The sequence below is a fragment of the Acinetobacter sp. F9 genome (assembly GCF_019195275.1).
GTDB classification, from domain to species: domain Bacteria; phylum Pseudomonadota; class Gammaproteobacteria; order Pseudomonadales; family Moraxellaceae; genus Acinetobacter; species Acinetobacter pseudolwoffii.
Genome location: NZ_CP078068.1, coordinates 2,335,455 through 2,357,321, shown reverse-complemented (window position 1 = coordinate 2,357,321; position 21,867 = coordinate 2,335,455). Strand labels below are relative to the sequence as shown.

The following is a 21,867-nucleotide window of genomic DNA, read 5'->3' as shown; positions in this document are numbered from 1 at the left end:
CACCCCTAACCCCTCTTTATGAAAGAGGGGAACCTCCCCCTTTTCTAAAAGGTGAGAAGCATTGCTTCGCAAGAGGGGGATTTTAGAAACTACGCACGTCAACAAAGTGACCGGCAATTGCCGCGGCGGCTGCCATTGCAGGGCTGACCAGATGCGTACGACCGCCATTGCCCTGACGACCTTCAAAGTTACGGTTAGACGTCGATGCACAATGCTCGCCCGGTTGTAACTTGTCAGCATTCATTGCCAGACACATTGAACAACCTGGTTCACGCCATTCAAAGCCGGCTTCTACAAACACTTTATCCAGGCCTTCAGCTTCTGCCTGGGCCTTGACCAGACCCGAACCCGGAACCACCATCGCCTGCTTGATGCTTGCCGCGACTTTACGACCTTTGATCACTTCAGCCGCAGCACGAATATCTTCAATACGCGAGTTGGTGCATGAGCCAATAAAGACACGGTCTAATTGAATTTCAGCCAAGGCCTGCCCGGCATTTAAACCCATATATTGATAAGCACGGTTCCAGTCATTGCGTTGTACTTCGTCTTTGGCTTGTTGCAAAGTTGGTACTGCCTGAGACACTGGAATCACCATTTCAGGAGAGGTTCCCCAAGACACTTGCGGCTCGATCTCTTCGCCTTGCAAGACCACAACTGTATCAAAGTGTGCATCTTCATCCGAATGTAAGGTATTCCAATACACTACGGCCTGATCCCACTGTTCTGCAGTCGGTGCATAAGGACGGCCTTTAACATATTCGATGGTTTTGTCATCGACAGCGACCATACCTACGCGTGCACCGGCTTCGATTGCCATATTACAAACGGTCATACGACCTTCGATCGACATGTCACGGAACACCTGACCGCCAAATTCAATCGCGTGACCAGTACCCCCTGCTGTACCAATCTTGCCGATAATCGCCAAGACCACATCTTTCGGTGTCACGCCCTGACCCAACTGACCGTCAACGCGTACCAACATGTTTTTCATCTTCTTTTGAACCAGGCATTGGGTCGCCAATACATGTTCAACTTCTGAAGTACCGATACCATGCGCCAAACAACCGAAAGCACCATGGGTCGCAGTATGTGAGTCACCACAGACCACGGTCATGCCCGGCAAGGTTAAACCTTGCTCAGGCCCAACCACATGCGCAATCCCCTGACGGATATCATTAATATCAAATTCAACAATATTAAAGGTCTTGCAGTTGTCGTCCAAGGTTTGTACCTGAATGCGCGAAGTTTCATCTTCAATGCCGGCAACACCCTGTTCACGCTCTTTTTTCGAGGTGGGTACGTTATGATCTGGTGTAGCAATGTTTGCGCTTAAACGCCATGGCTTGCGCCCGGCGAGTTGTAAACCTTCAAATGCCTGTGGCGACGTTACTTCATGTAATAAGTGACGGTCGATGTACAGTAAGGCAGAACCATCATCACGTTGTGTTACTAAATGGTCATCCCACAATTTATCATATAATGTTTTTGCTGTTTGGGTTGCGCCTGCCATGTCGATGTACTCCACTGGACTGGGTAAATTCTTGCTCTGATTTTGATTATATCGCTGCTGTCACATAAATCTAATTTATCATTTTTATTAGTTAAAAAACTTTTTGGAATCTTTCAAAAGCTGAATAAAATCATGCTTTCGCTGCATTCCTATAAATCTACTTTTCCGATCAATTTATTAAAAATATTCGTTTTTACAAATCAAATGAGAATTATTATTATTCCTGCATAGACAGAGATTTATATTTTGAGGAACTTCGACATGGCACATATCCAACGTTTTGTAGACAATAATCAGCGTATGTTTAAAAAGACCTTCAGCTATTACATTATGCACATCACGGTGGCGATGATTGTCGGTTATTTGGTGACTGGCAGTTTGGCCATGGCAATTGCCTTAAGTTTATTGGAACCCACCGTACAGGCAGTTGCGTTCTTCTTCCACGAAAAAATTTGGGAGCGCAATATCGAACAGCAGAATGAGGACATCACCGCCTGATCTTTTCTGTCGATGTTCCTGACCAAAGACCATCTCATCCAAGAGGGTCTTTTTTTGGCGCTATTTAAATCCCAAGGCTTTGAAAATGTTTAGTAATGCAGCAATGCAATAGAAGCAAGCGAATTATGCTTTGATTTATTCTTAAAAAATAACAATAATATAACTACACATAAAAATTCTTTATAGGTGATTAAGATGAATCTCGCAGCTTTTGAAGCCTTCGTAAAAGTCATGGAAACTGGTTCGATTTCTCTGGCCGCAGATCAGCTTTTTATTACTCAACCTGCCGTCACCAAACGTATTCACAGTCTGGAAGAATATTTTGGGGTCAAACTGTTTGAATCCGCCGGACGTGGTGTACAAGCCACCCATGCCGCGCATTCGCTATTGCCTAAAGTGAAAAACTGGCTGAATGAACTCGGTGATATTCATTATACCTTGAGCCATGAACAGGGTCAGGTACAGGGAAAATTGAAAATCGGCACCAGTCATCATATTGGCCTGCATCATCTTCCGAGTCATTTGCGCCGTTATGTACAGGAATATCCGGATGTAAGGCTGGATGTACATTTTGTCGATTCCGAGCAGGCGCACGAACAAGTCATTGCCGGCGATCTGGAACTGGCATTTTTAACCTTGCCGCCACGGGGCGATGCACGTCTGAATTATGTCACCATCTGGAATGATCCTCTGGTCTTTGTAGTTGCACCCTTTCATCCACTGGCCCAGCAAAAAAATCTGTGCCTGGAAGATTTGCTGAATTACCCGAGCCTGCTACCGTCTTCACAAACCTATACCTCACAGATTACTTTGGCCGAGTTTGAAAAACAGGGCATTAAACCAAAAGTCAGCATGAGCAATAATCCGCTGGAATCAATCCGCATGCTGGTATCCATTGGTCTCGGCTGGTCTGTGCTGCCAAAAACTCTGGTCAATCACGATCTGCATCAGCTGGATATCAATCTGGAAATGAACCGCCGGCTAGGCATGGTCTGGCATCCGGGTCGTACTCAGTCCAAAGCGGCGCAAGCTCTGGTTCAACTTATGCAAAGTAGTTCCCTGCCTCTTTAATTCATTTCTAAAAATGCTGCATTCAAAACAGTGCAGCATTTTGTTACCTAAATACACCCATCTGGGGATTTCTTTCGCGTATTTTTAAGATAAATCTATTCTTTTGCGATGCAGAGGAATACTTAAAATTATTCGATGGAGCCTGACGGATGCAGCTCGATTCTCCCCTAAAACCCCTCTCTCAAGATAAAACAAATGCCAGCAGCCTATGGCTTTCGGCCAAACCGATGCTGTTGCCTACACCTGCGCTTGATTTTGCCGACGAACAGACAGCGCGACACAGCCTACGTGATTACTTCCTGAATACCTTTGATACCTATGAGCAGTTATTTGAATGCCTCAAGCATGAAGATGCTTTTTTTATCAAGCCGATTAACTTGCGTCATCCGCTGATTTTTTATTTTGGTCATACCGCGACTTTTTTTGTCAATAAACTGCTGCTGAGCAAACTCATTACTGAACGTCTGAATCCGCATTTTGAAAGTATTTTTGCGATCGGGGTTGATGAAATGAGTTGGGATGATCTGGATGAAGTGCATTATGACTGGCCGACTGTGCAGGCAGTCCGGGATTATCGACATCAGGTACGCGCGCTGATTCTGAACATTGTTGAGCATGCCCCGCTGAATCTGCCCTTAAACTGGCACAATCCGTGGTGGACGCTGATTATGGGCATCGAACATGAACGGATTCATCTGGAAACGTCATCGGTGCTGATTCGTCAGCATGCTTTAGAACATGTACACCAGCATCCGCAGTGGCGTGCCAATATCATTACCGGCATTGCCCCGGAAAATAGTTTGATTGCTGTGCCTGAAGGCCAGATACATCTACAGAAAGATTTTAACCATCCTTTTTATGGCTGGGACAATGAATACGGCCAGCATGAAGCCGAAGTTGCAGCCTTTGAAGCTGCAAAATATCTGGTGTCGAATCAGGAGTTTCTGGCCTTTGTCGAAGCAGATGGCTACCAGACCGGACACTACTGGAGTGAAGAAGGCTTAGGCTGGCTACAATTTTCACAAGCGACTCATCCGTGTTTTTGGTGCAAGACTGAACTCGGCTGGTCACTGCGCCTGATGCTGGAAGAAGTCCCCATGCCCTGGGATTGGCCGGTAGACGTAAATTATCATGAAGCCAAAGCCTTTTGTCAGTGGAAATCGCAACAGCTTGAAAAAACCATCCGCCTGCCCACCGAAGATGAATGGTATCGCCTGTATGCGGTTTCAGACCTGGATCCAGATTTACCCAGTCCTGAACAGGCCAATATCGAATTGAAATATGGCACCAGTTCCTGCCCGGTCGATCATTTTCAGCAGGGCGATTTCTATGATATTCAGGGCAATGTCTGGCAATGGACTGAAACGCCAATCTATCCGTTTCATGGCTTTCAGGTGCATCCTCTTTATGATGATTTTAGCACCCCGACCTTTGATGGACGGCATAATATTATTAAAGGTGGCTCCTGGATTTCAGCAGGCAATGAAGCCCTGCACAGTTCACGTTATGCTTTTAGACGGCATTTCTTTCAACACGCTGGCTTCCGCTATGTCGCCTCTGATCAAGCCTTGCAACAGTTTCCTTCACAGTATGAAAGTGACCAGTTGGTGTCTCAATATCTGGAGTTTCAGTACGGCGCCGAATACTTTGGCATCGCCAATTTTGCCAAAACATTGGTGCAGCTGGCGCAGCCGTATTTCCGGGAAACTGCATGTAAAAGTGCTCTGGATATTGGCTGTGCTACTGGCCGCGCCAGCTTTGAACTGGCACACTATTTTGATCAGGTCACCGGTCTGGATTTTTCTGCACGCTTTATTCAGCAAGCCGTCTTTCTGGCCCAAGGTCACCGAATCCGTTATCAGCTCCCTGTAGAAGGTGAATTAAGCGAAGAGAAAATCTGCTCGCTTGAGGATTTCGCTTTGGATCAGCTTGCCTCTAAAGTGGAATTTTTTCAGGCCGATGCCTGTAATCTGAAAGCACATTTTAGTGGCTATGATTTTATTCTGGCGGCCAATCTGATTGACCGGCTGCATCATCCCAAAGACTTTTTGACGCAGATCCATCAACGGATAAATATGGGTGGAATTTTACTGCTTAGTTCGCCTTATACCTGGCTGGAAGAACATACTGCACGTGATGAATGGCTGGGCGGCTTCAAGCAGGCAGACAGAGAGGTCACTACACTGGAGGGTATCTCGGAAATATTAAAGGCTCATTTTGAGCTGGTGACCCAGCCTCAGGATGTGCCTTTTGTTATTCGTGAAACCGCCAGAAAATATCAACATAGCTTGTCGCAAGTCAGCATCTGGCGACGCACTCACTAAAGCCTTCAAGCTAAAAAAGCCAATCATTCGATTTAATGCTGATCAGTTAAGGAGTTTAGAAATAGACTCTTTAACTTTTTAGTCATTCACGGCGGAGTCTTAACTTTATAAATCAAATTCTTGTAAATTATTTGTTACTTTGGTTTCGCCCAAATGAGAAGCGAAGCTTCGCAAGCAAGGCATCTTGCGGAGCAACACTCCTCACCGCAAAACTCGTCAGCCACCATCGACTAGTAAATTTGTCGCAGAAACAATCATTTTTAAATCTAGCCCTGCCTCAAACAGTTGCGGATAACTTTTCTAATTGTCAAATATGATCATGAATTTAAAAAAGAAAATGCCAGTCAATTTCTTAACTGACTGGCATTAAATCATTCGATTGGCTTTTATTTCATCCTTCACTGGTTGAGTTTTCATGCAGGGATTCATTGAGTTGATCCACCACAATGGCCCATGAACCATCAGATGCAATTTTTTCGGTTAGAAACTGACGTTGTGCTTCTGACCAGTACGGTGCATCGAGCAAAGTCAGATCTTTATGCAGTTGATGTTCGTGAATAAACTTTTCAATGCCTTCCTGAGTGGCATCCAAGCCAAGCTGCTGAAACAGATGTGTCATACGCGGTCGAACGTGAGTCATAGCATTACACCTCAAACTTTTCCATTATTTTCATGTCCTGTTTTTTGAGCATAACATGTCCGAGGCAAGCGGACTGTGAAAAAACATTAACACTTACATTGAATTCGGGCAGATAAAAAAGCACAACCGAAGTTGTGCTGGATCAATCAGATGGATAAAAGGCAATCAGTTAAATCGACCAGTCCTGTATGTTCCAGCCCTGCGCTTTGGCTAAAACCTCAAGGCGGTCATCCGGATTCACCGCAATGGCATGATCGGCATATTCCAGCAAGAAACGGTCATTAATCGAATCTGAATAGGCCCAAGACTCGGTCACATCGCGACCTTGCAGCCACTGTTCCAGACGCACCAGCTTGCCTTGTTGATAACACGCGGTATTGATCACTTTTCCGGTATATTTGCCATCGAGTACTTCAGCATTGGTGGCAATAATTTCAGTAATGCCGAATTCACGAAAAATTGGTGCAGTAATAAAATCCGAAGTCGCGGTAATCCCGACCAGAGCATGACCGGCGTCTTTATGCCGTTGAATGGCCTTAAAACCTTCTGGACGCATTTGCGGGCGAATCACCTTTTGCATAAACAGCTGGTGCAACTCGGTTAAATAAGCATGCTCATGTTGGGTCAGAAACTGGAACACAAATTCATTATAGGCATAGGGGTCTAACTGACCTTTTTTATAGTCGTCATAGAACTTGTCATTCATGGCACGATGCTGCACCGGATCGACCAGGCCCTCGCTGACCAGAAACTCTCCCCAAGAATGATCCGAATCCGTGTTTAACAAGGTGTGATCGAGATCAAATAGCGCCAATTTCATGAAAATACTCGTAAAAACTGAAATTTAAGAAAAAAATTGTAAATCTATCTCCGCTAGTCGATAGAAATTCGTTAAGATCATAGCAATTTTAACATTTTTAAACTTTGCTTTTTTCGAGTTGGATAAAGAAATAACGCTCCCCGATGGCAAAGGTATAAATTAAACAATTTTTAGGTAGCCAAATGATCGACTCTGAGGGTTTCCGACCAAATGTCGGGATCATTTTGGCAAACGATGCTGGACAAGTTTTATGGGCAAAACGCATTGGTCATAATGCATGGCAATTTCCACAAGGAGGTATCCAATATGGAGAAACCCCTGAGCAGGCACTCTATCGTGAGCTGAGAGAAGAAGTTGGCTTATTGCCCGAACACGTCCAGATCATCGCGCAAACCAAAGGCTGGTTGCGCTATCGTTTGCCGCATCGATACATACGACCGGACTCCGATCCGGTGTGCATCGGTCAAAAACAAAAGTGGTTTTTACTCAAACTCACGGCCCCCGTTCAGCATATTCAGTTGAATCTGTCTGATCCGCCGGAATTTGATCAATGGCAATGGGTCAGTTACTGGTATCCATTAGGTCAAGTCGTGAATTTCAAACGTGATGTTTATCGCAAAGCTCTGGTGGAGTTGTGTCAGCAGCTGCCCCAGCAAAAACCTTAAAAAATCGCATAAATCATGCAGATTTTTTGGTCGGCTATTGTTATAAATAAACGTATCACTGAAATTCTGAATAGACGGAGCAGACCTTATGTCGAATATGCAACTGGACACGTTGAGACGTATTGTTCAAGAGATCAATGCATCTGCCAGTTTGCATGAATCCCTCGATATCATGGTCAAGCATGTCGCGGACGCCATGCATGTCGATGTCTGCTCTATTTACCTTCTGGATGAACGTAACCAGCGTTATCTGCTGATGGCTTCCAAGGGCCTGAAGGCTGAGTCCGTAGGTCACGTATCGTTACAGACTGGCGAAGGTTTGGTGGGTCTGGTCGGCCAGCGTGAAGAAATTGTCAATCTGGACAATGCACCCAAACATGAACGCTTCCTGTTCCTGCCTGAAACCGGTGAAGAGCTGTATAACTCTTTTCTGGGCGTCCCGGTGATGTACCGCCGTAAGGTGATGGGTGTGTTGGTGGTTCAGAATAAAGAATCTCAAGATTTCTCTGAAGCCGCCGAATCATTTCTGGTCACACTGTGCGCGCAGCTCTCTGGCGTAATTGCCCATGCCCATGCGGTGGGCAATATTGATGTCTTCCGCAAGCCAAGTAACCTGCCTGCCTATAAAACCTTTCAGGGGGTGTCCGGTTCAGGCGGGATTGCCCTGGGCCGGGCCGTGATTCTCTACCCGCCAGCAGATCTGGCCGCCGTTCCCGATCGTGAAGCCGATGACATCAGCGAAGAACTACAATTATTAGACAGCGCCCTCAACTCCGTCCGTGAAGAAATCCAGTCGCTCGATGACAAGATGCAGGATGCGCTGATGGCCGAAGAACGCGCCCTCTTTAGCGTATTCTTGCGGATGCTGGATGAAAATGCCCTGCCGGCAGAAATCAAGGCGCTCATTCGCGAAGGCCATTGGGCACAGGGTGCAGTGCGCATCGTGATTGATAGTCATGTGGCACAGTTTGCCCAGATGCAGGATGATTATTTACGTGAACGGGTGGCAGACTTAAAAGACTTGGGCCGCCGTATTCTGGCGCGTTTACAGGAAGCTGATGCCAGTCATCGTGAGCTGACCGATGAGAGTATTCTGATAGGGGAAGAGATTTCCACTGCAGCTCTGGTTGAACTGCCAGTGGATAAAATTGCTGCGATTGTCACCACTGAAGGTGCCATGAACTCGCATATGGTAATTGTGGCACGTGCCCTCGGCATTCCGACTGTGGTCGGTGTGACTGAACTGCCAATTAATACCCTGGATGATGTAGAAATGATCGTTGATGCGCATCAAGGCCGGGTCTTCATCAATCCGCCACGGCGTTTGCGCAGTCGCTATAAAGAAATTCAAAAAGAAGAAGAACAGATCGCCAAAGATCTGCGTCAGTACGAAACCAAAGATGCGATTACCCCAGATGGGGTAGCGGTAAAACTGTACGTCAACACCGGCCTGATGATCGATGTGGTCCGTGGCGTGCAACGTGGTGCCAAAGGCGTTGGTTTATACCGTTCTGAAATTCCATTTATGCTACGCGACCGCTTCCCGGGCGAAGAAGAACAGCGCGCGATTTATCGCCAGCAACTCACTCACTTTGCCAATAAACCGGTAGTGATGCGTACCCTGGACATTGGGGCAGACAAAGACCTGCCGTATTTCTCGATTGAAGAAGAAAATTCGGCACTGGGCTGGCGTGGTATTCGTTTTACCCTGGACCATCCAGAAATTTTTTCTTCACAAATTCGCGCCATGCTTAAAGCCAGTATCGGACTGAATAACCTGCATATTCTGCTGCCGATGGTGACCAGTGTCAGTGAGGTCGAAGAAGCTCTCTATTTACTGGAACGTGATCATGCGGCGATTCAGGAAGAAGAACAGGTCAAAGTGAACAAGCCAAAACTCGGCATCATGGTGGAAGTGCCGAGTGTGCTGCATCAGATTGATGAGTTTTCCGAACTGGTCGATTTCTTCTCGGTTGGCTCTAACGATTTGACTCAATATCTTTTGGCAGTCGATCGCAATAATCCGCGGGTTGCCAATGTCTATTCACATTTACATCCTGCCGTACTGCGTGCCCTGACCCGTCTGGTGCAGGACTGTCATCGTAATGAAAAACCGGTCAGTATCTGCGGTGAAATGGCAGGTGATCCGCTGTCTGCGGTTTTGCTCATGGCCATGGGCTTTAATACCCTGTCGATGAGTTCGAGTAATATCCTGAAGGTACGTAAAACCATTTGTCACGTGCCGATGAGTGATGCACAGGAATTGCTACAGCATGTGTTAAAAATGGACAATCCACTGATGGTAAAAAGCTGGCTGGAATATTATTTCAGAACCCATGGTTTGGGTGATATGGTGAAATCAGCCACGCGTATGGTGAGTGCCTAATCCGGGACTTTTCCAGTCCCTCGACGAGTGTAGAGGTGGTTATGGAATTTCTGGTTATCCTGTTCATGCTCATTGCGGTGTTCTATATTGTTATTATTGCACCTGCCTTGCGGGCCCGGAAAAATGCGGATTATTCCGGTTCATCTTATACACGTCCTGCCAGCGGCTATGCCGATCGGCCTAAAATGTCCCCTCTATTGGGCATCGAAATTTCAGCATCCCAGCGACGGCGTTTAGGCCGAAATGATCCCTCTGTGATAGCGGCCAAACTCTATCGTCAGCAAAAAGATCAATTTGCCAGTTTTCAGCAGGCCAGAACTGAACCTCACCCTGCACATTATGGACAGCCAAATCAGGGAAGACTGAATAAATTATTTAATGATTTTATACGAGATGAGCCAACAAATTCATCGCGGCGCTCCACTCAAAATACACAAAATCGTAGCAACCGCCCCGTTGCCCCGCTCTCTCCACTTGGAACCAACCCCAAACAGCCAACGCGTCATCCTCAACCACCTTACAGATCTTAAGCTGCCATTAAAAAAGGGCGATCTTCCATGGAATATCGCCCTTGTCTGTGCTTGTTGTAGCCACGTTTTGCATTTTTCTTTCGGTCTACAAAAACCTGACTTTTGTTGACTTCATGCATGTGTTTTGCCACAAAATTATGGATCACCACATGCTCGACTGTTTTCTTCTTGGCCATGTTGTACTTTCGCCTTTTAACTAGATTTTAGTGAGTTTCCACGCGAGTGGGAAAATAATGATACGCCATTTTGGACAATTTTCAAGCATATTTGCCAATGCTTTTTTTAAAAATAAAGACCATTTAAGCAGGATATTCTGTATTACAAAAATGAGCGCTATGGCCGGAAAACATGCTGATTACATTCAGCATTTCATGATGTTTTTCACACAGACAAAACCTGATCAAAAAAAGCATTTAAAATAAATCAGTTATAATATTTATTTTAAACAGCACGATTCATCTATTAGTTTGATCCTTGGATAAAAACATATGAGGGACTTGAAGATTGTTATTTTCGTTTAATCCGATTCATTATTTGAGTTATCTAAAATATAGAGAATTTGATATTGTCAAAGAGTAGAAAACCGGCTACTTTTAAAAAGTAACCATTTAATTTTCAATATTTTAGACTTTATTAACTTTAAAAATATTTTTTGAGTGACATCACTCAATTATATCCTGTGAATTCCACTTTGTGCGCTAACAGTATTTATATCAAGATATTGAAAATAGAGTAAAACCTGATGCCCTTCGCAGATAACTCAATATTTTATAAATACTGGATAAACGCTACAAGATATTCAAAACTTGGAGAGGAAAAATGAGCCAAGATTTTAAAAAATGCCCTGTTACCCACCTGACCACTGAAGCGGGTGCGCCTGTGGTCGACAACCAGAACAGTATGACGGCAGGTGCGCGTGGACCTTTACTCGCTCAGGATTTATGGCTGAATGAAAAACTGGCCAACTTTGTCCGTGAAGTGATTCCAGAGCGTCGTATGCACGCCAAAGGTTCAGGTGCTTTTGGAACCTTTACCGTGACCAACGATATTACCCAATATACCCGCGCAAAAATTTTCTCGGAAGTGGGCAAGAAAACCGACATGTTTGCGCGTTTCTCGACCGTCGCAGGTGAACGTGGTGCGGCCGATGCAGAACGCGATATTCGTGGTTTTGCCCTGAAATTCTATACTGAAGAAGGCAACTGGGATCTGGTCGGCAATAACACCCCGGTATTTTTCCTGCGGGATGCGCGCAAGTTTCCAGATCTGAACAAAGCCGTTAAACGCGACCCGAAAACCAACAAGCGCAGTGCCACCAATAACTGGGATTTCTGGACGCTGCTGCCTGAAGCCTTGCATCAGGTTACGATTGTCATGTCGGATCGTGGTATTCCAGACGGTTATCGTCACATGCATGGTTTTGGCAGCCATACCTTTAGCTTTATCAATGCCAATAATGAACGCTTCTGGGTGAAATTCCATATGCGTACCCAGCAAGGCATCCAGAACCTCACCGATGCTGAAGCTGAAGCATTAATCGCTAAAGACCGTGAAAGCAGCCAGACTGACCTGTTTGATGCCATCGAACGTGGTGATTATCCAAAATGGAAAATGTATGTCCAGGTGATGCCGGAACTGGAAGCTGAAACCGTTCCTTATCATCCATTTGACCTGACCAAAGTCTGGCCGAAAGGTGATTATCCGCTGATTGAAGTCGGTGAATTCGAACTGAACCGCAATCCGGAAAACTATTTCCAGGATGTGGAACAGGCGGCTTTTGCACCCAGCAATCTGGTACCGGGCATCAGCTACTCGCCGGACCGGATGTTACAAGCACGTTTATTTAACTATGCCGATGCCGCGCGTTACCGTGTCGGCGTGAATCACTCACAGGTTCCGGTCAATGCTGCACGCTGTCCGGTCAATTCTAACCGTCGTGATGGTCAGGGTCGTATGGATGGCAACTACGGTTCCTTGCCACATTATGAGCCGAACAGTTTCAGCCAATGGCAGGAGCAACCGGAATTCAGAGAGCCACCACTAAAAATCACCGGTGCTGCCGATTTCTGGGATTTTCGTGAAGATGATAACGATTACTTCAGCCAGCCACGTGCCCTGTTTAACCTGATGAATGATGAACAAAAGCAGGCCTTGTTTAATAACACGGCTGGCGCGATGGGTGATGCACTAGATTTCATTAAATACCGTCACATCCGCAATTGTTATAGTTGCGATCCGGCCTATGGCGAAGGCGTAGCACAAGCACTCGGCATGACAGTGGCAGATGCACAGGCTGCTCGTGAAACCGATCCAGCCAAAGGCTTAGCCAGCTTGCTTTAAGCTGCCTTAGCGATATATAAAAAACCACCCTCGGGTGGTTTTTTAGTGTGATATCAAGCAGTATACAAATAATACGTCACTAGAAAAAATATAACGATGAGCAAAGATATTGAAGACATCATTCAACAACACGACATCATTTTATTTGATGCTGTTTGTGTGATCTGTAATGGCTGGGCACGATTTTTGATTCAATACGATAACAAGATACAGTTTAAACTGGTCTCTGCCCAATCCCCTTTAGGTGTTGCCCTGCTCGAGCATTACCAGATGTCCACTGCACATTACAGCACGATGCTCGTCATCCAAGCTGGCACACTTTATACCGAATCCACTGCCCTGTTAAAAGTCATGCAGCATCTCGGTTTTCCGTTGAATTTAATGAGTACAGGCTATTTAGTGCCGCGTTTTATCCGCGACTTTCTGTATCGTGGCGTTGCTTTAAAGCGCTACCAACTATTTGGTAAAACTGATTATTGCCTGATTCCATCTAGCGAAAATAAACACCATTTTCTGGAAAATGCTATTCGTGAATTCTGAGCCTGTTTTCACCCAAACACTTCGCAACATTCAGCTAAGCTTGGCAATGCGCTGATTCTATCAAGGACTGATTCCAAAAATACTGTTTCAGTCCCCTGCTGAAATCACAATCTGGCAAAACCTGGGCTTTGAGCGGGTACTGGCCAAAGTCTTGGTTGGATTTTCTGGCATAGGTGAAATGCTGTTTGGCTGATGCTTTCTGTGCTTGCCATTCAACTCATCAAGCAAGAACAGCGTGAAGCCATTAGACAATAATCCGTTTGCCTTCATGTACGCAGTAAAACGGATTAATCAGCTTGGAAGAATGTTTGATAATTTCATGCAATTCATGCTCTGGTGCATCCCGATCTTCATCAGTGAGCTGGAAAGTACGGTAATGAATCGCCAGTGAGCATTTGGCCTGCAAGTCCTGATGTGCATGAAATGCATCTTCCGGATTCATATGAATCGCACGCATCAGTGCACGCGGCTCATAGGCACCGATGGGCAGCAAGGCAATTCGGGGCGCACCCAGACGCTTGCGAACCTCTTTAAAATGCGAGGCATAACCACTATCTCCGGCAAAGAAACAATGTTCCTGACCATGCAATAAGGAAAAGCCACCCCACAAAGCACAATTCTGATCACGCATACCGCGCCCCGAGGCATGCTGTGCCGGCGTATAGACAATGCGGATTTCTTCAAAAAATGCATTTTCCCACCAGTCCATCTCATGCACGGTATAGTGCTTTGGCAAATACCAGGCATTGCCCAGTCCGGTATAAATTGGCATTTCAAATGTGCTATGCAACCATTCCAGTGTGGCCAGATCCATATGATCATAGTGGTTATGGCTGAGCAACACAGCATCAATATGTGGCAGTTCATCTAGCGCAATACCGGCAGGAATGACCCGCTGCGGGCCAGTGGATGCAGAAGGACTGGCATATTCAGCCCAGACCGGATCGGTCAGGAAATTATAAGGCCCGATTTGAATGAGTACAGTGGCGTGACCAATAAACCAGATTTGCCAGTCATCTAAAGGCGCATCGGGACGCTGCTGTGGCAATGCACGCGGTCGCGCAAAAAACTCGGCACGTTCTGCATCGAGATTGATATTCCAGTTTTTGGATTTTCGGGTAATGAGCCATTTATATAAGTCAAAACGACTGTGCGCCCGAGCAGGATGCTCGAGATTACGAAACTGTTGTCCATTGAAATGATCTGAATGCAGATACTCAAATACCGGCTTAGACCAGAGATGTTTCCAGCTGGACTCCGTGGTTAACTGAAATTTTTTAGTTTTGAGAAGATCTTGCATAAACATCCACTATTTATTATTCGCTATATGCAAGACAGCAACCGCTTGAAATGGTCAGGCGACGCATCTTTTAATGAGCATACAAACTAAAAACAGGCGCACTTGAGTATAGTATGAAATCCATCACAGACAATCATGTATGTTTTTGTTATTTTAGCAAAAAAATAGCGCTCTGATAGCCTGCTGGCTGGCCGGACTAGGGGTACTATCGAGAAAGACATGATGCATGCAGTTTTTTAAAAAATACAAAATCATACCAAGCCCTACTCTGCTGATTTCAGCCAAAATTTTATCCTCATAATGTGCTGATTTGATCGTGCATGCCTGAGTTATGCAACGATTGAGAGTGCGGACGATGAAATCTACTATTTTTAACATTTGGCCAATCTGCTAAATAAACTTGCTTAAACTCTTGTGAACGGATGTAGCCATAGACTTCTTTCATCTAAAAAATTTAAAGCATAAAAAAGGGCTTTCGCCCTTTTGATTTGCTACAGATTTAGCGCTTGGAAAAGTATTGCTCACGCCACTCTTTCCAAAAGTACATAATGATGCCGAACATCACCACGGCAATTCCTGCAAAGGCATGACTGCTGATGATTTCATGATTCAGAGTCGCACCAAGTACCAGTGCGATGACTGGCGTCATGACATTACTCAAAGATACTGTTGAAGCATTTAAACGCCGAATCAGCCAGAAATAACACAGCATCGCCACAATCGAGGACATGATCATGGTAAATACAAACCCGATCAGCGCCTGTGTGCCAGGCAACTGGGTCGGCATATGCTGCCAGATAAATGGAATCAAGAGCAGTGAACCGGCTGCTGATAGCAGCAATGAACCTGTCGCTTGTGACATTGGGCTTAAAGGTGCGTTGATCTGTTTGACCCAGAAGATTGAACTGATATAGGACACCATACTGATCAGCATCAGCACCACACCCCAAGGATTCACCTTGCTGTCTGCCGAATCTAAAAATACAAAACTCAGTCCGGCAATGGCAACAGCCATACCCGACCATTGCAGCCACACTAACTGATGAGTTTTTAAGATCACATGCCCGATCAGACCGGCAATCAGCGGCGAAAAACCAAAAATCAGGGCCATCAGACCTGAGGTCAGATAATTGGCTGCCAGATAAATAAACAGCTGTGCACCGATTAAATTCAGACTGCCGGCCAGATAGCTTTTCATTGAGGTGCTGTCAAAAGGCAAAGGATCACGCATGATTTTTAGCAGGAATAGCGCAATAATCGATGCGCCAAAATAGCGAATGATCAGTACCCACATCGGGTGAATCTCGGCCACGCTCCAGACAATCGCCAAAGGCGTTGCGGCCCAAATCAGCACCAGTAAAGCATAAATACTTGCCGTCACCAGCATGGGAGATGAATTTGAATTCATAAAAGACTCAATTAAAGTTAATCAGAAAGAGTTGAACTAACTTCTCGTTCAAATCCACAATCGACAATACTGATTGCGGCATGGATGCCGCCGCTAAACTGGGATATATGGACATATCCTCAGTTTAGAAAAAGATTTTTGTCACCTTGCGCCATGTATGGCTCATCTCTCAAAAGTGAGGCATTACCTACGCAAAGTAATACAAACCAAAACTGAAACTTGAGGTAGTGATCATATAGAGAGTATTCGATCAATATAAAAAAACAGACCTATGCAAAACATAGGTCTGTTCCAAGATATCTCAATACAACTTAAGCAATTTTGCGTAAGTCTTGTGCCGGATCCAAATGTTTTTCAGCTTCAAAAGCCGTATTCTTGCTGATCATTTTTTTCAGATGACGCATTTCTTTGGCCGCATTGACGGTAATACCGGCAACGATTTGACCATCGGTCACACCATACATCACAAATGAATTGTCTGCGCCTTTGGCTGCATCCATGTCACCACGAACCAGCCATTGGGTCGCTGCCATATCACCGACAAACTGGAAGTTGATATTGAGCTGATCGGTCCAGAACCAGGCCGGATTGGCTTTTGGATGTTCGACACCCATGACATGACGCGCAAAAATGCCTGCCTGAAGATTGGCATTTTCCCAAGTCTCGACACGGCGGAATTCGCCGTCTTCACGAAGTTGTGTCGCGACATCGCCTGCTGCATAAATATCGGCATTTGAAGTCTGGCAGTTTTCATTGACCTTGATCGCTAGATCAGCATCTAAACCGGCTGCAATGGCAAGCTGTGCGTTTGGCACAATTCCGATTCCATAAACTACAGCATCAGCACGTAACTCTTCGCCATCAGCTAAAGTCACCACAATTTCTTCACCATCTAAACGGCAAGCTGCAACTTGAGTATTTAAGCGAACATCTACGCCTGCCAGACGGTGTTGTTCAAGCAGAAATTCACTTAAAATACGCGGTGAACAACGACCCATTACCATTGGTCCCTGCTCAAGCACAGTCACCTGACAGTCTTTGTAACGCGCAGAGGATGCCAGTTCAAGACCGATCACACCGCCACCGATCAGCAGAATACGTTGACCTGCTTGCAATACAGGAACCAAGGCTTGTGAATCTTCAAGGTTACGAAGCGTATAAACATGTTTGCCTAACGCATCGAAGTTTGGCAGACGGCGCGCGGCACCGCCTGTTGCGAGAAGCAATTTGTCATAAGCAACAACATCACCATTTTGAAGTTCAACCGTTTTCGCGGTCGCGTTGATTTGAGTCACGCCATTGCCACGAATGGTGGTCACGCCAAGATCAGCCAGTTTTTCTGCTGACAGAATTTCAATCTTGGTGTCCTCAGGTTTTAGAATCACATCTTTCGACAGTGGCGGACGCTCATAAGGAAGATGCGTTTCATCACCAATCAGAATGATTTTACCTGCGTACTTGTTGCCACGAAGTTCTAAAATCGCGCTTGCACCTGCCTGGCCAGCCCCTACAATTACGATGGTTTCGATGTTGCTCATGTCAATTAACCTTTTAACTCTGCAGATACGATGCCGAAGCCCGCAATCCATTCACTGATATCTTCATAGCAGTGTGTTGTCATGTCGTATTCGCCCATTTCGCTTAAGGCTGCAAATGCGGCCATCCAGGAACGGACTTCCTGACCACCACGACCGCCGTCACGACGAATTTCATCTTCTGTCATGGCTTCTAAGGTCGCAAAATCAGCGTTCTTGAAGGTTTCAAGCAGTGCACGATCCCATTCAGCATTTAAAGGAACTGCAACCGAAGTATCGCCTGCTGCCAGTTTCTGACCGACTGCAATGACTTTGCCCTGACGTGCTTCACGTGCTTCAGGCGTTGGATTACGACCTGCAATCAGGAATTCTTCTACTTGTGGTGGAACCGAACCCATTTGCGGTGTGGGTGGATCATGCGACAGACCACCTGTACCTAAAACAAGGACACGCTCATTTTCAAGGTTTAAAGATTTAATAAACTGACCTACAGCACGGCCCAAAGCAATGGTACGCTTGGGGGTTGGCATCGGTGCTGCAGCGCCATTAATAAAAATTGGAATCGTTGGATAACGATCGAGTTTGCCGTCACACAGGAAGTGTAATGGCTGAGTCACCCCATGATCCGCCTGCATACGGTAAGAATATGCAACGTCTACACCTTCATCGAGTACACGTCGAACCAAGCCTAATGCTTTGTCTTCAGGTACATCAATGTGATCATTGTCTTTACCATAATCCCAGTCACCCGCAGCTTTGGCACGAATACCGACACAGAAACTTGGCATCAGGTCATAGAAGAAACCATTAAAATGGTCAGGACCAAAGGTAATAATCAGGGTTGGGTCGTAAGCTTTTACTTCAGCAGAGAGTTTTTCAAAAGCATCACGAACGGCTTGTTCTTTACGCTTTTCCTGTGGTGAAGCAAATTCCATTAAAGGACTGTGCGATGCACAAATAAGTTTAACGGCCATGAGAGACTCCAAAAAGGAAGACTTAAATCCTCCCCATCCTTCCTTTAAAAGGAGGGAGATTCTTTCCCCCTCTTTTATAAAGAGGGGTAAGGGGAGATTTTTAAAAGCAGATTTTTATTCGTCAAAGAAACCGGCACGGGGCTGACGTAAGCCACGAATTCCCAGACCGCATTCTGCATTGATCAGAACGCCAGTCAAAGGACGGTTATTTTGACGAGATGCCAAGAGTACGTATGAACCTGTCATATCTTCCGGTTCAGGCAAGAAATTCAGTGGCATACCACGTGCAATTTTCTCAGGATCACGTGCATCGAGCAGGCCAACATTTTCCTGACCAAGCGACGCTGCGCCTTTGATATTCACATTCATACCTGACGGTGCAACCGCATTCACTCGTACTTTAGGCGCAAGCTCATAGGCCAATTCTTTCATAATACCCACCCCTGCATGCTTAGATGCAGTATATACAGGGCCTCCGCCAGCGGAGTACAGTGCCGAATTAGACAAAGTAAATATGATAGAACCTTCAGAAGCGATCAATGCATCCAGTGCAGCCTTCGCGCCGAGAATGAGCGACTTGGTATTAATCCCCATAATCTCGTCAAAGGCTTTTTCCAGCTGCTCACCAGAGGTATTGACGATATCGGCATAATGATCCCAGATCCCGGCATTACCAACGAAACAGTCGAGTTTGCCGAAACGCTCTACAGTGGCATTCACTGCACGAACGTTGTCTGCATAGCTGGCTACATCGCCTTCAATCGCAAGAACTTTACCGCCAAAGTGTTCGTTTAATGCCTCCACTTTTGCTTTTGAACGTTGAAGAACGGCAACTTGTGCACCCTCTTCCAGGAAACGTTCCACTAGCGCCCAGCCTAAGCCTGAACCACCACCGGTAATAAGTGCAACTTCGCCTTGTAGCCAACCCATGATTACTCTCCTGCCATCTCTACATATAATGCGCCGTCTTCAACCACTACTGGGAATGTTTGAATTGGATCAGTTGCTGGCAAGCAAAGTGCCTCACCTGTTTTCAAACAGAAACGTGCAGCATGAAGTGGACATTCCACTGTACCGTCGTCTTCCAGATAACCTTCAGACATAGACGCATTGCCGTGTGAACAGCGGTCGTTCATTGCGAAGAACTCACCACCGTTATTGAATACTGCCAATGCATCAATACCATTCACGCCGCAATCTACTTTTAGCGCTTCGCCTTCGTCTAATTCGTCAACTTGGCAAACAAAAATCTTATTCATTAGAAGAATACACTCAGGTTATGTGAGCTATAGGTCGCTTGATCCAGCATGATCTTACGGTTGAAGATCTGGAAGCCGAGGCCGCCTTCAACTTTACGGATCTTGTCATGGCGTTTACCGCAGTAAATGACAATGTCTTTCTCTTTTTGCGTACGATATAGCAAATAGGTTACATATACGTCGTATTCGCCTTCAACTTCAGCTGGCTCTACGATCACGTTGCTCACCATGTGAGTGGTACGTGATGGAGGCTCTTCAGCCCAAGCCATACCAGTTTCAAGACGTGCGACACGACGCTCTAAAAGGTCTTTGGTATCGTTGAATACCCAAGTCGTCGGTGGCTCAACTGAACGGCGACGGTCACGGGTTTGCGCGTTTGGTGTGGTACGTAGCGTATAAGAAATATCTTCAGCCAAGGTATCCAACCAATCGCGGAATTTCCAGTCGTCCAGCAATTTTGCTTCGCGATACAAGAACTGACTGATTTGATGATGAAGTTCTAAACTCACTTGACTCATTTCATAAGCTCCTTCTCGTATGCGTCAGCTGCTGCTTCAACGTCTTCCCATTTTTCATGGATCAATAAATCTGCCCAGCGGCGGTACATGCCACGTGCTGCAGTTTCAGAGAAAATATAGTTGGTGATCCCCGGAATACCGTCTTCACGGATTTTCTCGTTGCCTTTACCCATTTCCATAATGAGTTTGTTTTGACGGGCTTTATAACCACGTAAAACTTTTTGGATTTCGATCCAGTTTTCAGAGTCATCTTGCTCTAGGAAACCAGCAGGACCGAAAGCACGCGTTGCAGAACGTTCAAATGCTTCTTTGACTTCTTGCGATGCTTCAGCATCCGCAATACAGAATGCCCATACTTCAGTTTTGTTTGGACCACGTGGGTGCCATACACGAAGCGTTGCCGTACCGTTCAACCAAGACAAGGTCGGGAACATGGTGTTATGACCTGCAAGACGCAGGGCACGGACTTCACCTAAACGCTCTTTTACTTCTTCATAAGTTTCGCGGAAGTAGTTGGCTACTTCACCGTCGACCCATACGTTTGCATCTGGTTTTTCTGTAAAGAAGAAGCCTGAACCGTGACCACGTGAACCGTACTGAAGTGCATCTTTAGCCGTTTCCCAGACTGGACGAGCCGTTTGTGCAGCACCAAGTTTTTTCGATGCTTCATCATCTGGTTTTGCGCCAAGGACTTGGATCGCAGATGCATGAGAGAACAAGGCATGATACTGGTCAGATGCAAACTGTTCCGCTGCAAATTTCCAGTTACACTCGATTTCCCATTTGTGTACACCACCGATAATTTCTGTACCACCTGGACGACGGTCAAGTACACCATCTAGATACCAGGCGATATCGCCCATGTATTCTTCAAGATCAGGTGTGGTTTCATCCCAACAAGCAAATACCAGGCCTTTGTAAGACTTGACACGATTCACTTCGACCAAGCCCCATTGCTCTTTACATGCACCTTGTGGGTAAGCACGTTCTTCAAGCGGAATGTCTTTTAAAGAACCGTCAATGCCATAAGACCAGCCGTGGTATGGGCAAGTGAATGCACGGGTATTACCACAGTCTGCGAAACTCACACGCATAGAACGGTGACGGCACTGGTTTAAGAATGCTTTGATTGAGCCATCTTTTTGACGTGCCACGATGATCGGATCTTCACCCATATAGGTATTGAAGAAGTCACCCGCCTTTGGAATCTGGCTTTCATGACAAAGGAACAACCAAGTACGGCCAAAAACGCGTTCAAGTTCTAATTCGTAAATATCTGGATCTGTATAGATAGATGGAGTGATACGCCCATTTTGTGCATCGACTAAAGCGTCGATTTCACGCACATCAATTTTTCCACTCATGAAAAGCTCTCCTGTGACCCATCAAGGCACAAAGTAAATAGACTCAATTCGAATGGATAATGGATTTTGGATTGATTTTGGGGAAATATTTTTTTTGTTTCAATTAATAGCTTTAAGCAATTATTCCACGTGCTTGTTCTGATATTAAAACATTAATAAATATCTCAAGAGTATTTACT

The 21,867-nt window shown here is 45.7% G+C and carries 20 protein-coding genes and 1 pseudogene; 9 read left to right on the top strand and 12 right to left on the bottom strand.

Annotated features, from left to right (window positions below):
- Positions 1-82 precede the first annotated feature (82 nt).
- A complete protein-coding gene (gene leuC / locus KT990_RS11245; RefSeq protein WP_100329282.1) occupies positions 83-1,516 on the bottom strand; it encodes a 3-isopropylmalate dehydratase large subunit in 1,434 nt (477 codons plus the stop codon).
- A gap of 261 nt (positions 1,517-1,777) precedes the next feature.
- Here leuC and KT990_RS11240 point away from each other — a divergent pair, with 261 nt between their 5' ends.
- The 3 genes from KT990_RS11240 (at position 1,778) to ovoA (ending at position 5,409) form a co-directional block, all read left to right on the top strand.
- Positions 1,778-2,014: a DUF2061 domain-containing protein gene (locus tag KT990_RS11240; RefSeq protein WP_005172852.1), complete on the top strand. Its 237-nt coding sequence runs from the start codon at positions 1,778-1,780 to the stop codon at positions 2,012-2,014.
- A gap of 195 nt (positions 2,015-2,209) precedes the next feature.
- A complete protein-coding gene (locus KT990_RS11235) occupies positions 2,210-3,085 on the top strand; it encodes a LysR family transcriptional regulator (RefSeq protein WP_005095462.1) in 876 nt (291 codons plus the stop codon).
- A gap of 149 nt (positions 3,086-3,234) precedes the next feature.
- The gene (gene ovoA / locus KT990_RS11230) at positions 3,235-5,409 is read left to right on the top strand and encodes a 5-histidylcysteine sulfoxide synthase (RefSeq protein WP_218208786.1); all 2,175 of its coding nucleotides are present in this window, start codon (positions 3,235-3,237) and stop codon (positions 5,407-5,409) included.
- Between the two features lie 391 nt (positions 5,410-5,800).
- Here the strand turns inward: ovoA and KT990_RS11225 are convergent, their stop codons facing one another.
- Positions 5,801-6,049 (bottom strand): DUF2789 family protein, encoded by a 249-nt coding sequence (locus KT990_RS11225; protein WP_005095458.1) that lies wholly within the window; start codon positions 6,047-6,049, stop codon positions 5,801-5,803.
- Positions 6,050-6,218: 169 nt separating this feature from the next.
- The gene (locus KT990_RS11220) at positions 6,219-6,869 is read right to left on the bottom strand and encodes an HAD family hydrolase (RefSeq protein WP_005095456.1); all 651 of its coding nucleotides are present in this window, start codon (positions 6,867-6,869) and stop codon (positions 6,219-6,221) included.
- A 182-nt stretch (positions 6,870-7,051) separates the two neighbouring features.
- On the opposite strand from KT990_RS11220, the gene KT990_RS11215 reads away from it, so the two are divergent.
- From KT990_RS11215 to KT990_RS11205, 3 genes are all read left to right on the top strand, one after another.
- On the top strand, positions 7,052-7,534 hold the full coding sequence (locus KT990_RS11215; RefSeq protein ID WP_005095455.1) for an RNA pyrophosphohydrolase: 483 nt from the start codon (positions 7,052-7,054) through the stop codon (positions 7,532-7,534).
- An 88-nt stretch (positions 7,535-7,622) separates the two neighbouring features.
- Positions 7,623-9,920 carry a phosphoenolpyruvate--protein phosphotransferase gene (ptsP, locus tag KT990_RS11210; protein ID WP_074383977.1) on the top strand — a complete coding sequence of 766 codons (2,298 nt, stop codon included), beginning with the start codon at positions 7,623-7,625 and terminating at the stop codon, positions 9,918-9,920.
- Positions 9,921-9,961: 41 nt separating this feature from the next.
- Positions 9,962-10,450 (top strand): hypothetical protein, encoded by a 489-nt coding sequence (locus KT990_RS11205; RefSeq protein WP_005095451.1) that lies wholly within the window; start codon positions 9,962-9,964, stop codon positions 10,448-10,450.
- On the opposite strand, the gene KT990_RS11200 is transcribed toward KT990_RS11205, so the two are convergent.
- Positions 10,447-10,626: a DUF7230 family protein gene (locus KT990_RS11200; protein WP_005095450.1), complete on the bottom strand. Its 180-nt coding sequence runs from the start codon at positions 10,624-10,626 to the stop codon at positions 10,447-10,449. The genes KT990_RS11205 and KT990_RS11200 overlap by 4 nt on opposite strands.
- A 643-nt stretch (positions 10,627-11,269) precedes the next feature.
- On the opposite strand from KT990_RS11200, the gene KT990_RS11195 reads away from it, so the two are divergent.
- From KT990_RS11195 to KT990_RS13635, 3 genes and pseudogenes are all read left to right on the top strand, one after another.
- Positions 11,270-12,790: a catalase gene (locus KT990_RS11195; protein ID WP_005095448.1), complete on the top strand. Its 1,521-nt coding sequence runs from the start codon at positions 11,270-11,272 to the stop codon at positions 12,788-12,790.
- A 96-nt stretch (positions 12,791-12,886) separates the two neighbouring features.
- Entirely contained in the window at positions 12,887-13,330 is a 444-nt protein-coding gene (locus tag KT990_RS11190; RefSeq protein WP_005172862.1) for a thiol-disulfide oxidoreductase DCC family protein, read from the top strand.
- Positions 13,320-13,520: pseudogene (locus tag KT990_RS13635) on the top strand (DoxX-like family protein); the annotation flags it as partial. The gene KT990_RS11190 and the pseudogene KT990_RS13635, both read left to right, overlap by 11 nt.
- 54 nt (positions 13,521-13,574) lie before the next feature.
- On the opposite strand, the gene KT990_RS11180 reads toward KT990_RS13635, so the two are convergent.
- From KT990_RS11180 to hcaE, 8 genes are all read right to left on the bottom strand, one after another.
- Complete coding sequence (locus tag KT990_RS11180; protein ID WP_074383975.1) at positions 13,575-14,630, bottom strand: MBL fold metallo-hydrolase; 1,056 nt, start codon at positions 14,628-14,630, stop codon at positions 13,575-13,577.
- 499 nt (positions 14,631-15,129) lie between these two features.
- Complete coding sequence (locus tag KT990_RS11175; RefSeq protein WP_100534656.1) at positions 15,130-16,038, bottom strand: DMT family transporter; 909 nt, start codon at positions 16,036-16,038, stop codon at positions 15,130-15,132.
- A gap of 311 nt (positions 16,039-16,349) precedes the next feature.
- On the bottom strand, positions 16,350-17,576 hold the full coding sequence (gene hcaD, locus KT990_RS11170; RefSeq protein WP_218208785.1) for a 3-phenylpropionate/cinnamic acid dioxygenase ferredoxin--NAD(+) reductase subunit: 1,227 nt from the start codon (positions 17,574-17,576) through the stop codon (positions 16,350-16,352).
- A 5-nt stretch (positions 17,577-17,581) separates the two neighbouring features.
- Positions 17,582-18,547 (bottom strand): 3-carboxyethylcatechol 2,3-dioxygenase, encoded by a 966-nt coding sequence (locus tag KT990_RS11165; protein WP_074383973.1) that lies wholly within the window; start codon positions 18,545-18,547, stop codon positions 17,582-17,584.
- 114 nt (positions 18,548-18,661) lie between these two features.
- Positions 18,662-19,477: a 3-phenylpropionate-dihydrodiol/cinnamic acid-dihydrodiol dehydrogenase gene (hcaB, locus tag KT990_RS11160; protein ID WP_005095434.1), complete on the bottom strand. Its 816-nt coding sequence runs from the start codon at positions 19,475-19,477 to the stop codon at positions 18,662-18,664.
- A 2-nt stretch (positions 19,478-19,479) separates the two neighbouring features.
- A complete protein-coding gene (gene hcaC / locus KT990_RS11155; RefSeq protein ID WP_005095433.1) occupies positions 19,480-19,806 on the bottom strand; it encodes a 3-phenylpropionate/cinnamic acid dioxygenase ferredoxin subunit in 327 nt (108 codons plus the stop codon).
- A complete protein-coding gene (hcaF, locus tag KT990_RS11150; protein ID WP_005095432.1) occupies positions 19,806-20,324 on the bottom strand; it encodes a 3-phenylpropionate/cinnamic acid dioxygenase subunit beta in 519 nt (172 codons plus the stop codon). The genes hcaC and hcaF overlap by 1 nt, the downstream gene beginning before the upstream one ends.
- A complete protein-coding gene (gene hcaE / locus KT990_RS11145; RefSeq protein WP_005095430.1) occupies positions 20,321-21,688 on the bottom strand; it encodes a 3-phenylpropionate/cinnamic acid dioxygenase subunit alpha in 1,368 nt (455 codons plus the stop codon). The genes hcaF and hcaE overlap by 4 nt, the downstream gene beginning before the upstream one ends.
- Positions 21,689-21,867: the final 179 nt, after the last annotated feature.

Coding starts and splice junctions, on each gene's coding strand:
- leuC (WP_100329282.1), bottom strand. CDS start 1,516: ATGGCAGGCGCAACCCAAACAGCAAAAACATTATATGATAAATTGTGG.
- KT990_RS11240 (WP_005172852.1), top strand. CDS start 1,778: ATGGCACATATCCAACGTTTTGTAGACAATAATCAGCGTATGTTTAAA.
- KT990_RS11235 (WP_005095462.1), top strand. CDS start 2,210: ATGAATCTCGCAGCTTTTGAAGCCTTCGTAAAAGTCATGGAAACTGGT.
- ovoA (WP_218208786.1), top strand. CDS start 3,235: ATGCAGCTCGATTCTCCCCTAAAACCCCTCTCTCAAGATAAAACAAAT.
- KT990_RS11225 (WP_005095458.1), bottom strand. CDS start 6,049: ATGACTCACGTTCGACCGCGTATGACACATCTGTTTCAGCAGCTTGGC.
- KT990_RS11220 (WP_005095456.1), bottom strand. CDS start 6,869: ATGAAATTGGCGCTATTTGATCTCGATCACACCTTGTTAAACACGGAT.
- KT990_RS11215 (WP_005095455.1), top strand. CDS start 7,052: ATGATCGACTCTGAGGGTTTCCGACCAAATGTCGGGATCATTTTGGCA.
- ptsP (WP_074383977.1), top strand. CDS start 7,623: ATGTCGAATATGCAACTGGACACGTTGAGACGTATTGTTCAAGAGATC.
- KT990_RS11205 (WP_005095451.1), top strand. CDS start 9,962: ATGGAATTTCTGGTTATCCTGTTCATGCTCATTGCGGTGTTCTATATT.
- KT990_RS11200 (WP_005095450.1), bottom strand. CDS start 10,626: ATGGCCAAGAAGAAAACAGTCGAGCATGTGGTGATCCATAATTTTGTG.
- KT990_RS11195 (WP_005095448.1), top strand. CDS start 11,270: ATGAGCCAAGATTTTAAAAAATGCCCTGTTACCCACCTGACCACTGAA.
- KT990_RS11190 (WP_005172862.1), top strand. CDS start 12,887: ATGAGCAAAGATATTGAAGACATCATTCAACAACACGACATCATTTTA.
- KT990_RS11180 (WP_074383975.1), bottom strand. CDS start 14,630: ATGCAAGATCTTCTCAAAACTAAAAAATTTCAGTTAACCACGGAGTCC.
- KT990_RS11175 (WP_100534656.1), bottom strand. CDS start 16,038: ATGAATTCAAATTCATCTCCCATGCTGGTGACGGCAAGTATTTATGCT.
- hcaD (WP_218208785.1), bottom strand. CDS start 17,576: ATGAGCAACATCGAAACCATCGTAATTGTAGGGGCTGGCCAGGCAGGT.
- KT990_RS11165 (WP_074383973.1), bottom strand. CDS start 18,547: ATGGCCGTTAAACTTATTTGTGCATCGCACAGTCCTTTAATGGAATTT.
- hcaB (WP_005095434.1), bottom strand. CDS start 19,477: ATGGGTTGGCTACAAGGCGAAGTTGCACTTATTACCGGTGGTGGTTCA.
- hcaC (WP_005095433.1), bottom strand. CDS start 19,806: ATGAATAAGATTTTTGTTTGCCAAGTTGACGAATTAGACGAAGGCGAA.
- hcaF (WP_005095432.1), bottom strand. CDS start 20,324: ATGAGTCAAGTGAGTTTAGAACTTCATCATCAAATCAGTCAGTTCTTG.
- hcaE (WP_005095430.1), bottom strand. CDS start 21,688: ATGAGTGGAAAAATTGATGTGCGTGAAATCGACGCTTTAGTCGATGCA.